Raw genomic sequence first — 12,949 nt, 5'->3', positions numbered from 1 at the left:
GGGCTTGGACGGGGGTGGGGCAGGGCAGTCGCCATCCTTTGCGGGATCGCAATCCTGGGGCGCCCACAGATCGTCATTGCCCGAACCGGTGACGGGTTCGTCGATCAAGGGCTGATATCCGAAGCTGTCGACATCCTCGATCTCGATGCGTGCGATCCGAAGATTCTCGTCGGCATCGGTCTCGACTGCGCCTTCGACCTGGTCCCGGCTCGGCGTGCTCGAAGTCGGAGTGGGCGTCGGCGTTGGGGTAGGAGTCGGTGTCGGTGTCGGCGTGGGAGTTGGTGTCGGCGTAGGCGTCGGCGTGGTGCAATTGCCGGCGGCCGTGATCACGCAGCCGTTGATCGTCGATCCGGCGGCGAAGCCCGACGCGGACGGCGCCGACTGGCCGTTGATCGTGACATTGGGGATCGTGTCGAGGCCGGTGATCGGCGTGCCGCTGGCCGGCACCACCTGTCCGTTGATCACGATATGTGGGCTGGTTCCCTGTGCGGTGGCGATCGCGATACCGCTCACCCCGGCGGTGAAGCCGCGCCGCTGGGCGTAGGCGGTGCCTGCGCCGCTATTCTGGATGTAGAGGCCGTTGGATACGGCAAAACGCAGGCCGCGCGCGCGCAGCACACCCTGATCGATCGTCGCGCCGTCATTGGTGCCCAGCCGCGTATCGATCGCGGCGATATCGTCGCTGGCGAGCACGGTTTCGGTCGCGCCGGCCGATGCCGCGATGATGTCGGCCGCGGAAAGGTTGATCATGCCGGCCAATTCATTGTTCGGGCCGCGCACATCGATCGAACCCGTTGCCGCATCGATCGCGATCAGTTCGCCGGCCCTGATCGTCAGGGCGTTGGTATCGCTGGCACCGGTCATGGCGATGGCGCCATCGACGCGGACGCGGCCGGTGGTCTGGATGGTGAACGCGCCCTGTGCGCCGATCTGGCCAGCGGGGCTGCCGGCGCGGCTGGCGATGGTCATCGCGCCCACGATCACATCGGGGGCGTTGGTGCCGCTCAGCGCGGTGCGCGGCGCGATCAGGGTGATATTGTCGCTGGCGATCCGGCCAAGCTCGTCGGCGGACAGGCTGTAGCCGTTGGCGGTCGAAGCGCCGCCATAGAAGCTCCGCCTGGTATCGTCGCTATTGGTCAGTTCGACCAATGTCGTCGTTCCCGCCGTACCGATCCGGCCGCCGCCGCCGATCGAGAGATCGCCCGATGCGATCTTCACGACATCGCCGGTGGCGAGCGCATTGATCGTGGTCGCGCCCTGCGACGCGAGCGTCAGGTTGCCGCCGGCCTGGACGCCGCCGACCGTCAGGCTACCGCCGCTGCTTGTCAGCTTGACGTCGCCGCTGGCCGTGCCGCTGGTGACGGTCAGCGGACCGCCTGCGAGCACCGACAAGTCGCCGGCCGTCGCCTGCGCGGACAGCAATGTCAGATCCTTGGTTGCGGTCAGGTCGACCGATTTTCCGAGTGCCGTGACCTGGCCCGCCGCGGCGAGGTCGGTGGAGACGGTCACCGCGCCGGCCTCTGCCTTGAGTGAGACGGGACCGCCCGCCTGAATACTCTGCACCGCCAGGCCGGTATCGGCGGTCAAATTCATCGATCCCGATCCGGTGGTCTTGGCCGTGCCGATCGTCGCGCTGCCGTCGAGATCGACCGAAAGCGTACCGCCCGCACTCAGGGTGCCGGCGGTCAGGCCGGCGTTGCCGGTGTCGGTGATCGCGATGTCGCGCGTCGCGATCGCGCTGTCGACCTTGATCGCCTGACTGCCGAGCGCGGCGATCGAGATGTCCGCCTGGGTGGCGCCGTCGCCCGCGCTCGCCGATGCGATCGTGATCGCGCCAGGGGCGCTGACCGTGACACCGCCCTTGCCGACGATCGTGGTCGCGTTGACGGTCGAGGTCGTCGATGTCAGCTGGGCGATGCCGCCCGCATCGACCTCTTCCGCGACCAGCGCCGCGTTCGCGTTCAGGCTGATGGCGTCGCCCGCGGTCAGGCTGGTCGCCTTCAGTGCGCCCGTGGTCGCGGTGGCGAGAATGTCGTCATCGACCTCGATGGTGCCGAGCGTGATCGATGGCGCGCTCGCCTTGAGGAAATCGGACGCGCCGACATTGTCCTTGAGCGAACCGAGCGAGAGGATGCCGTTGGTCGTCGCGATATCGAGTCCGCTCGTCACCGCGTCGCCGATCGCCAGACCGTCGGTGGCGCGGATCGTCGCGGGCGTTGGCCCGCGCAGGCGCAGCAGGTTGGAAATGCTCACTGCCCCGGGCACCGTCAGGACACCCGCGCCGGTGATCGCGCCCTTGTCGTCGACGCTGTTCAGCGGCCCGAAGATATCGATCGTACGGACCTGCAGATCGCGGCCGACCGACAGGTCGAGATTGCGGTTGGAAAGCAGCGCAAGATTGGCGCCGGCAATATGACGGCCCGCGATCAGCGCGACGATTTCGCCCTGGAGCGTGCGGTCCGGTGCGCCGCCATCGTCCAATATGTCGCGTCCGGCATGTGCGCGCAGCTGCCCGCTGGCGCTCACCGTGCCGCTGATGACGATATCGACGGGCAGATAGGTACCGACCAGCTCGACCGGGTCGACGCCCGCGGTGATGTCGATCGATCCGCCCGTCAGCGGCGTGCCGCTCGCCGTGCCGGTCGTGCGTGCATTGGTGAGGAAGACATTGCTCAGCGCGTGGATGCCGATCGCATTGACCGCGCGCAGATCTGCGGCGGTGATGCTGCCCGCGCGTGCGCGGACGATCAGGCTGTCGCCGGCATTGACGATCGTGCCCGCGCCCGCCGTGAAATTCTTGCCCGCGTCGAAGGTCGCGGAGCCTGCGCTGATCGATAGCGATGCCGGCGCCGTCTGGCCGGCATGGCTGATCGATATGTCTCCGCCCGCGAATATGCTGGCATTGCCCCCGATCGCGAGCGTGCCGTCACCCGTGATCGCGAAGCTCGCATCTCCCCCGGTGTCGACCGCGAATCCCCCGGTGACCGACAGCGGTCCGCCCGCGCTTTCGAGCTGGAAGCCCTTGCCCGCAATGGCGCTGCCCAGCGCGCTGGCGGAGACGCTGGCGATCTTGACCGATCCGTTGGTGCCGCTTGCCGGATCGGCGATCCGCACGAGGCCCGCAACGGTATTGGGGCCGGGCAGGGCGCCGATCAGGCCACCGCCGCCATCGGCGCGGATGGCGAGCGCACCGATGGTCCGGCCGCCCGCTGGCGCCGCCGCGGCGCCCTGGTTGACGAATTGCGCGGTGCCGCCCCGGCCGGTGCCGTGGGGCGGCTGCGTGCCGACAATTGCCTGCATCGCGTCGCCGGCATGACCGGATGCATCGATGGTCAGCGCACCCAGTGAATAGGCCGCGTCGGTCGCGATGATCTGTGCGAGCCCGCCGGTGCCCGAGCCGCCGGCACCGGGAGCGCCGAGGCCGTTCGCGCCGCCGTCGCCGCCGAAACCCTGTGCGGTCACCAGGCTTTCCAGCGTCGTGACCTTGGCGCCGCCGAGCGTCAGCGTCGCCGTGCCGCCCTTGCCGAATCCGCCGCCCGAAACCGTGCCGCCGTTTCCGCTGTCGGTGCCTTTGCTGCCCGCACCGCCGGCACCAAAGGCGTCGAGCTGCAGTGTCGATGCGTCGAAACTGCCGCTGGTCGCACCGAAGTTGATCGTGCCGCCAAGCCCCTGGCCGGCATTCCCACCGAATTGGCTGGCCGAGGTCAGGTCGATCGCGTGACCGCCTGTGCCACCCGCCGAGGCGAACATCGTGTCGACATCGATGGTGCCGCCATTGACGGTGATCTCGATCCCGCCGCCCTGGCCGGTCCCGCCGGTGAAGAGTGTCGCGCTGTCGCTGGTCGCCGCGTGACCGCCGAAACCGTCGCTGGTCACCGCGATCTCGGTGCCGGTCAGCGTGCCGCCCGACGAGAGGATCTTGATCGTGCCGCCCTTGCCGAGGCCGCCATTGCCGTACGATATGTCGGCGCCTTCGTCGGTGAAGGTCGCGGAACCGTCGACGTCGATCGCGATCCGGTCGAACGCGATGCCCGCCTTGGTTCCGCCGGCCTGGGTCTGGACGGTGGCGGTGCCGCCGATGCCGGAGACCGCCGCGCCGCCCACCAGTCCGGCAGTGCCGGTCGCGCTCAGATTGATGTTGCCGGGCACGGCGATGCTGCCGCCATTGGCCATCAGCGCGACGGTGCCGCCCGCGCCGAGCCCGCCGCTCAGTCCGCGGCCACCCTTGCCGTCGGCGGAGAGCGACAGGAAGTTGTTGAATTTGGCCGATCCTTCGGAAGCGCCTGCGTCGCTGACGGTCAGCGAGACGTTTCCGCCCGTTGCGGCGCCGGTGCTGCCGGTGCTGCCGATCGCGGTCGCGTCCGCGGCGAAGATGACCGTATTGGCTTCGACCGATCCGCCCGCAATGGCGACGGTGACAGACCCGCCGGTGGTGGCGCCGACCTGGGTGGAGACGAGGCTCTGCGGGCCCAGTTGCCAGTCCGCGCTCGCGCGTCCGGACAGGCCGGACGCGATCGCGAGCGCCGCGCCGTTCATCGTCGAGATCTCGACGGTGCCGGCCTGGATCGAGCCCGATGTCTTGCCGTTCATCCGGCCGAGCGCATTGGCCTCGACCGAGACATTCCCGCCGCTGGTCAGCGTCACGCCGGGGCCCGATACGCCCAGTCGCGCGATGCTGGTCGCGCCGCCGGCGCTTCCGTCGATGCCGGTCGGGGTCGCCATGCCACCGATCGAGTCGGCGTTGATCGCGATGCTGCCCATCGTCGTCGTCCCGCCGCTCGCGAGGAACTGCGCCAGTCCGCCGATCCCGTCGCCGCCATTGCCCGCGACACCCGCGATACCTGCATCGCCGCCGATGCCGAGCGCCAGGATATTCACTTCGCCAAGTGCGAGCGTGCCGCCCTGGTTGAGGATCTGCGCGGTTCCGCCGGTGCCGTCGCCGCCGCTGCCCGTGCCGCCCCCGCCGATACCCTGGGCCTCGACATTGGTGATGCCCAGCACCGTCATGATCGGAGCAGGGCCGCCGCCGTCGAGCTGGAGCGAGGCGAAACCGCCAATGCCGTCGCCGCCGGGGATCAGGCCGAAGCCATTGGATTTTATGGCTAGATTGCCCGCGACGTCGACCTTCGCGGCGGTGTCGAGCGCACCCGGCTCGCTGTTGGTGACGCCCAGGCGCAGGCTGGCCGAGACCGGGGAGAACAGCGAAAGATCACCCTTGGCGACGATGCTCTCGTCGAGATCGGCGACCATCGAGACGCCCTTGGCGCCGGTCAGCGAGGCGTCGCCCTCGAAGAGGAGCGTGGTGGCGCGCGAAGGGTTGGCGGCGATCGTGCCGGTGGTGACCCCGGTCAGATCCGAGCCGAAGGTGGCGGTGCCGATCTTGATGTCGACCGACTTGGTGGTGTCGGCGACCGTGGCGATGCCGGTGCCCGCTATGTCGGCGATGTCGTAGCCGCCCGACAGGATCACGCCGCCTTTTGTCGCCACCGCGCTGGCGGCGGATGTCCCCAGCGATCCGCCGACGAGCATGGTGATCGCATTGTTCTTGGGAAGTGCCGCGAGATAGACGCGCTGCCCCCCGGTGAATGGCCCGCCCGATGCCGGCACCTCGCCGCTGCTGCCGGTATGGACGATCGCCTGCGACATCGTCGTGCCGGTGATCATGTTGATGTCGAACAGGCCCTGGTTGATCGTCACATCGACTTCCTCGGCGGCGATCATCGCCACCGAACCGTCGAGATGGATCGTCCCGCCCTGGACGACGCGCGGCGCGACCAGCGCGACATAGGCGTTGATGCCGTTCATCGAGATCGCCGCGCCGGACTCGACGACGACCGATGCGGTGCTGCCCGCCGCGGCGCGGAAGGGGATACGGCCGCCAGCGCCGAGATTGATCTTGCCGTCGGGTTCGCCGCTATTGGGCGTGAAGCTGATATCGTTGGCGGTGAGCACGAGGCCGCCGACCGCGAAGAGCGAGCCGTTGCCCGCGATCACGCCCGTCGGGCTGTAGAACCAGACATTGCCGCCGACCTCATTGCCGATCCGCCCGAAGACGTCGCCGTTGAGCGCAACCGCGCGGTTGCTGTTCGGCAGGATGCGGTTGAGCACGGTGAAATTGGCGTTGCTCGAGAATTGCGCGGTTGCATTGGCGGGCAGGAAATTGATCGGGGCGCTGCCGCCGCCATTGTCGGTCGGTGTCCAGTTGATCACCACCTGGGGCGTGGCGATGGTGATGAAATCGTACGGATTGCCGTCGATCGTCGCATTGTTGACGCCCGCTTCCCCGACGACGATCTGCGGCGTGCCCTTGAATGCCTGACCATAAGCGGTCGAAGCGATGCCGAGCGCGAGGCCCATCGCGCAACTGGTCAGCAGCGGCGTGAGGATGCGCGAGAAGGGGGCGGCTTTCGACATGGCGTTACGCTCCAGCGAGGCGGGCTTGCTCATCATCGTGTCCAGGGCAGCAGCTTGACGGTCAAAGACATCAGGAAACGGATATCGCCCTTCGTCGCCTGAAGCCCGGCGCGGCGCAGCGGGGCCGCCAGCACGGCATCGAGCCGGGCATGATCGCCCCATGCGGCACGGATACCGCCGCCCACCGAATAGAGCCGCTGCGGATCGCGCGTATAGGGCGGGAACAGGCGATCCTCGTTCCACACCCAGGCGGCGTCGAAAAAGGCGAAGGGTTCGATCGCGACACCGTCGATCTGGCGCGGCACGAGGCTGCCGATGCGCAGTTCGGTCTGGACGCCGATGCCGCTGTCCCCGGTGACGGTGCCGGGATCATAGCCACGCCCGATCGTGTAATTGCCGGCCGAGAATTCCTCGAAGCTCAGCAGGGGATTGGACGCCCATTGCACGCGCGGAGACACGGCGAGGGTGATGCCGGGGCTGGGGCGCAATTCGCCATAGGCGGTCGCGCGCAGCAGGAAAGCGGTCGGATCGCCCTCCACCTTGCTGATCGGGATATTGGGCGGCAGGCAATTGACGAAGCCCGCGCCGCAGCCGCTGCTGGCGCCGAGGATCGACAGCCCCTGGCGCGCCTCGAACGACCCGCCGAAGCGCCAGCGCGGCTCGCGCGCGGAATAGCCGCGGATGCTCGATATGCTGTCGGGATCGATCAGGTCATAGTCGAGCCGCGCAAAGATCACGCGCAGCCTGTCGCGATTGAGCCGTACCCCGCCGAAGCGGACGTCCTGATCTGCATAGTCGATGCCGCCGCCCGCATAGGCGTTGGCGGCCTGGCTGCGCAGCAGCGGATAGCTTGCGCGCAGGGTGGCGATCAGCGTGGTGGTACGGAAATCGGCGCCGGGGCCCAATGACGGACGCGTCCAGGCATAGGTGAAGTCGCCGCCCAGGGTCAGCCCCTCGCTGCCCGCGCGGAAACTGTGCGACACCTGGACGACATGCTGCTCCTGGAAATCGGCGGTCGTGTAATAGCTGAGCGTCGAGGTATCGCCCATGCCGGTGAGGCCGTTGAAACGGGCGCGGATCAGCCCGCCGAAACGACCGACGTCGCGGGTGCCGTAATTCTGGATATTGGCGTCGATCTCGACCGGGGTATAGGTCACCGCGACCTCGCCGATCACCTCGCCGGGCACGGTGCCCGCCGGACGCAAGGTCAACCGCGCGTCATAACCCGGAATATCCTGGACGAGCAGCAGATAGCGCTCGGCGTCATGGGTGTTGAAGACCGGCTGATCGCGCAGCTTTTCGAGCTGGCGGGCGATGGTCGCTTCGGCGCGGCCGGCATCGCCGCGCACCTGGATGCGCACGAGCTTTGCCATCAGCACGTCGAAATGGGCGACACCATTGTCCTCGATCCGCTGTGGCGGGACCTGGACGGCGGCGAGATAGCCCTGATTGCGCAGCATGGTCGCCGCGCGGTCGCGGATCTCGCACAAGGTGGCGACGGGCACGCTGCGCCCGGCAAAGTCCGACCATGAGGATCGCAGCGTCTCGGGCGCGACGACCGACAGTCCGTCGAAGCGCACGTCGGAAAGCGTGACGTTGACGCCGGCGAAGCGCGGATCGGCAAGCGGGCAGGGCGCGCGCTCCACCACATCCTGAGCGGTCACGCGTCCGCCGCGGTCGCGCGCGATGCGGTCGACGCCGCCGCGCTCGATCTGGTCGCGGGTCGGCGGGGCGGGAGGCGGCACGGTCTGGGCAACCGCCAGCGAGGGCAGGGCAATGGCGCTGAGCAGGGGAACCGAGAGGAGGCGGGCGGACCGCGACAACGTCATGAGCATGCCCCTATAAGGCCGCCTGATTTCCCGTCCCGTTCGCCGCCCGGCCCGGATGCCGTTGGCACCGGAAGATCGGGCGACGGCGAAGGCTGAAAAGCCGCGGCCGTCCAAACTGTGTCGCCGGGTCTGAAACGCGCCCCGGAAACCGGCATCGGGCCGGACGAATTTCGCCCTTTCCCCTTCGCCTCCCCTGCGACCAGCGGGGTTCAATTATGCGCGTGAAACCGCGCTTTTTTCAGTATCATAGGCTATCAGCCAGGCCCCTCAAAGGCAAGGCGGAAAGCCGCGTCCCGACCCCGTTCGCGCGGGGTCAGGACGGCTTTTCGTCGAGCTTGGTGGCGTCGACGAGCAACTGCTTCTGGTCGGCGCAACCCTTGCCGTCGAGCGCGGTGTAAGTGGCGACCGGATTGGTGACGGGCGCGCCCAGCATGGCGAAGCGCAGCTTGACCGGCTTGGCGAGCCCGGCACCGCTCAGCGTGTAGCTTTCCCCCTCCGCCACGGGCAGCGCGGCGGTCGGCCAGGGCACGTTGTTCTGCCCGATCGGAAAGGCGATCGGGCTTGTCCGGCCGCTCTGATCGGTGATGGTGAGCGTGACCGCTTTCTGCATGTCCGGCCGCCAGAGCTGCACCGCCGTCGCATCGGCGACGCAGAATGTCGTGCTGCGCTCGATATCGACGAACCACAGGCTGGGCGGCATGATCCGCTGGCCGAATGTGCGCACCGCCCCGGTGCGTGCGCGGCGGCGATTCTGCGTCGAGACCAGCGAGGCGAAGCTCTGGTTCGCCGCGGTCGCCGACGCCTCCGCGCTGTAGCTGCCGGGGCCGCTGAGCGTGCGTGTGCCGCGGCTGTCGAGGACGGTCAGCGTGTCGCCCTTGGCCAGCGCGATCTTCGCGCCGGGCGCGAGCGACTTGCCCGCGGGATAGCTTTTCGCCGACGGTCCGGCGGACCGGACCACGATGGTCTGGGCAAATGCCGCGCCACCGAGACCGAGGGCGCAGGCCAGCGCGACCGCGCCGCGCCGTATGATCGCATCAGTCGAGAGCATAATGACCTCCTGGTTCGGCATGCTTCAAACGATACACCAGATTGCCGAGCGCCGCATCGTCGGGGCGGCTTACGGCCAAGGCGGTCAGGTCGTCCAGAGCCGCCTCGTGATCATGCGATAGCCGATCCAGGATTGACCGGAAGTGACCAAGATCACTCGCGTCCATTTCTGGCACAGGTTCGAAAATCTCGACGGGTTTCGCGCGGCCGCGCAGCACGACGCTGCCCATCGGGCGCCACCAGTCGAGCCCCGAACGCTCGACCGCCTCGCGGCTGGCCATCATCCCGGCCTTGAGCTGCTTGTTCGCCGATTCGATCCGCGACGCGGTGTTCATGCTGTCGCCGAGCGCGGTGTACTGGATGCGGCCCTCGCCGCCGAAATTGCCGACAATGGCTTCGCCGAAATGCAGGCCGACGCGCGTCTTGCCGATCGGGGGAACGCCCTCCGGCGCATTGTTGCGGAATTCCTCGCCCGCCTGCCACATCGCATAGGCCGCGCGTGCGGCGCGCTCGCCATCGTCGGGGCGCGAGATCGGTGCGCCCCAGAAAGCGACGACGGCATCGCCGACGAATTTGTCGATGGTGCCGCCATGATCGAGCACCACGTCGCTCAGCATGTCGAGATAGCGGTTGAGCAGCAAAGCGACCATTTCCGGCGCGATCGCATGGCTCAATTTGGTGAAGCCCTCCAGATCGGTGAAGACGACGAAGATTTCGCGCTTCTCGCCATGGAGCGCCAGCCGCTCGGGATCGGCGAGGATCTCGGTCGCGATGTCGCGCGGCAGATATTTGCCGAGCGCCGACTGCGCGAATTTGCGCTGTTCCGATCCGATCGCGCGCGCCGCCGCGCCGACCGCGGCAAAGGCGATCACCCAGCCGACCAGCCAGCCGAATACCGGCAGCCCCTGGGTATCGATCATCCGTTCCTGGAGCATGAAGGGCAGGATGGCAATCGCCGCACCCTGGACGACGAGTGCTGTGACGAGCCGCCACCAGGCGCCGGCGATCAGGCTCGAAAACACGCCGGCCACCACCACGGCGATCGCCGAAAGCCAGAGCAGCCAGCCCGGGATATGTGCGAAGCGGGCGCCGTCGAGCAGTTGCGAGAGGATGTTGGCATGCACCTCCAGCCCGATCATCGTCTGACCGGCGAGGCTGCGCAAAGGCGTCTCGAACTTGTCGAAATCGGCGATATCGCCGCCGATCAGGACATAGCGGCCACGGACCAGTTCGGCGAATTGCGGCACGACCGCCTCGCCCGCGAACAGATCGATCGGTAGCTTGTTGTAGACCGGATAATCGACGAGCCGCGGCTTCAGGAAGCGGATGCTGCCGGTATAGCGCCGGAATTCGGGATGGGCCGGGCTCAGCGCGTTGGCGAGAAGCGGGGGCACCGTTGCGGGCTGGGCGGGCCAGCTCCGCACGACATTGTCGCCGTCGACTTCCAGCCGGATGCTCGCGGGCTTCACATTGGGGCCGGCGATCGCATGCTGAAAACCGTCCAGAAACTGTTGCTGGCCATATTCGATATTGTCGGCATTGGTCTCGGCCGAGGCATAGGCCAGATAGGTGGGCGTGCGCATTGCCCGGAATGCCGCGATCAGCTCGGCATCCTCATCCTGTTCCTGGTCGATCAGGATATCGATGCCGATCGCGCGCGCACCCATGGCATCGAGATTGCGCAGCGCGCGGGCGAGGGTGGCGCGATCGAGCGGCGAGCGTTTGCGCGTGGCGATCAATGTATCGTCATTATAGACGACCATGACGATGCGATCGTCCTTGGCGACGCTCGGCGCCGCCCAGACGGCGCGCAGATCGTAGAGCGCGCGCTCGGGGGCGGGGAGCATATCCCAGCTATAGCGCGCGACCAGCAGCGCCGCGATCAGGAACAGCGCGGTGGCAGCGGCGCGCGCGGGCCCCACCTTGCGCACCAGCCGCGCCGCCCGCGCCAGTGGCGGGCGTTTCCCCGTTCCTGCGATATCGCCCCCCATAAGCTGCTCAGCGCTTGACGATCAGCTGCTGCGCGCCATCCCCGATAATGGCGAATCCCGACCAGTAATAGGGGTGCGACGTCACCGCATCGTCCATCAGCCCGCGCTCGGCATCCTGCATGGCGACGGCGATCGGGCGGCCGGCGCCGCCTTCGAACAGGCCGGCGATCAGCCGCCGGGTCGCGTTGAAATCGTCGGGTGCGGGCCAGTGGCTGGCGATGACCGATCGCCCGCCCGCGCCGATAAAGGCGCGCACCAGCCCGTCGAGCGCCGATCCCCCGCCGGTGGTGACGCCCGCCTCACGCGTGGCCGCGCGGCTGGCTTCGCCCGCGGTGTCGCAGGCCGAGAGGATGACGACATCGGCGTCGATCTTGAGATCGTAGATCTCGCGGAAGCTGAGCAGTCCGTCCGAATCCCCGGTGCCGAACGAGGTGAGCAGCGCCGGCCGTGCCGGACATTCGGGGCGTGGCGCCGTGACCAGGCCGTGGGTGGCGAAATGGAGGATGCGATAATCGGCCAGGTCGGTGCGGCCGCGCACCGCCGTGTCGGTAAAGGCATTGCCGGTGACGATCTGGGCGGTGCCGGCGCCGACCTCCGCCGCGGCCTGTTGCAGTTCGGTGGCGGCGATCGGCTTGTTCCATTCGCTGAGCGGCCATGCGCAATCGACTGCGCCGCCGCCGTCCAGCCCGCGCGTCGCCGAAGCGGGCTGAAGCCTGGCGGAAACGGGCGTGGTGGACGCGGGCGCATTGTCGCCAAAGCCGATATATTGATGCGCGGCGGCGGAGGCGGGGGTGCGGCGCGTGTCGCGGAAGGCGCGCGCCGAGACGGCGGTGCTCACCGCATGGCGACGGCCCAGCCAGTCGATGCCGCGGAAATCGAACTCATCGGCACTGGGATCGGCGGTACGCGCGAGATAGCGGTCGACGCCCGCCTGGTCGGCGATCAGCAGATTGACGGGCAGGGTCAGCATCGCGCCGTCGGGTTCGAAGATCAGATGCTGGACGCCCGACAGTCGCTGCGCCACGGGATCGAACAGATCCGAATAGAGCGAGCGGGCCAGCTTCACATCGAACGGATAGGTCATGTTCTGACCATTTTCGATCGTCGAGATCGTCTCTCGCAGGCCGTGCACCTTGGCTTCGAGCGTGGTGGCGGAAATGGGCAGCCGCCACGCGGTCGCGCCCTGGCTGTCGAGATAGATGGCGTAGATGGCGCGGCCGGCGATCGCCATCTTGTAATAGGCCTCTCCGGGTTTCAGCGCCGCCTTCAGATCGTCGAGCGTCATCGCCTCGGTCGAAAGCGCGCGATATTGCGGATATTCGGACAGGCGCGCGAAGGTCAGCGACTGCTGTTCCACCATCGTCTTCAGATCGGCGTCGCGCGCGGCGACCAGTTCGCGCACCGAGGCATCGGGGCTGGCGATCTGGCCGAGCCGGGCGAGCTCGATGCGGGTGCGCTCGATATCGCGCGACAGCGTCACCGCCTGTCGGAACAGGCGCGCGGGTTCGCCGCCGCCGTCGCGCAGCTCGCGCGCGAGCACCGCCTCGGCGCAACGGACCGCGGCGTCCGCGCGGCCCGCCCCGAGATGCGCGCGACCCAGCGCAACCACGTTCCCCCAATCGTCCGGCGCGTTTTCCCGCAGCGCCTCGCACGCAAACACCGCTGTCT

At 68.1% G+C, this 12,949-nt stretch carries 5 protein-coding genes; all 5 read right to left on the bottom strand.

Annotation, left to right across the window (positions count from 1 at the left end):
- A partial coding sequence (locus tag AC3WN8_RS29645; protein ID WP_492673131.1) for a beta strand repeat-containing protein occupies positions 1 to 6,447 on the bottom strand: 6,447 nt, incomplete at its 3' end.
- Positions 6,447 to 8,243 carry a ShlB/FhaC/HecB family hemolysin secretion/activation protein gene (locus AC3WN8_RS29640; RefSeq protein WP_492673130.1) on the bottom strand — a complete coding sequence of 599 codons (1,797 nt, stop codon included), beginning with the start codon at positions 8,241 to 8,243 and terminating at the stop codon, positions 6,447 to 6,449. The genes AC3WN8_RS29645 and AC3WN8_RS29640, both read right to left, overlap by 1 nt.
- Before the next feature lie 313 nt (positions 8,244 to 8,556).
- Positions 8,557 to 9,291, bottom strand: a complete 735-nt coding sequence (locus AC3WN8_RS29635) for a hypothetical protein (protein ID WP_492673129.1) — start codon at positions 9,289 to 9,291, stop codon at positions 8,557 to 8,559.
- A complete protein-coding gene (locus AC3WN8_RS29630) occupies positions 9,278 to 11,281 on the bottom strand; it encodes a CHASE2 domain-containing protein (protein ID WP_492673128.1) in 2,004 nt (667 codons plus the stop codon). Before AC3WN8_RS29630 ends, AC3WN8_RS29635 begins: the two co-directional genes overlap by 14 nt.
- Before the next feature lie 7 nt (positions 11,282 to 11,288).
- On the bottom strand, positions 11,289 to 12,949 hold a 1,661-nt coding region (locus AC3WN8_RS29625), incomplete at its 5' end, for a CHAT domain-containing protein (RefSeq protein ID WP_492673127.1).

The sequence above is a fragment of the Sphingobium sp. FW305-3-2-15-F-TSA7 genome (assembly GCF_058787155.1).
The sequence above is the reverse complement of the archived record's forward strand: the minus strand, read 5'-3'. Positions and strand labels throughout refer to the sequence as shown.

Bases quoted from the DNA above. Each gene is read 5' to 3' on its own strand.
- AC3WN8_RS29630 (WP_492673128.1), bottom strand. From the start codon at position 11,281: ATGGGGGGCGATATCGCAGGAACGGGGAAACGCCCGCCACTGGCGCGG.
- AC3WN8_RS29635 (WP_492673129.1), bottom strand. From the start codon at position 9,291: ATGCTCTCGACTGATGCGATCATACGGCGCGGCGCGGTCGCGCTGGCC.
- AC3WN8_RS29640 (WP_492673130.1), bottom strand. From the start codon at position 8,243: ATGACGTTGTCGCGGTCCGCCCGCCTCCTCTCGGTTCCCCTGCTCAGC.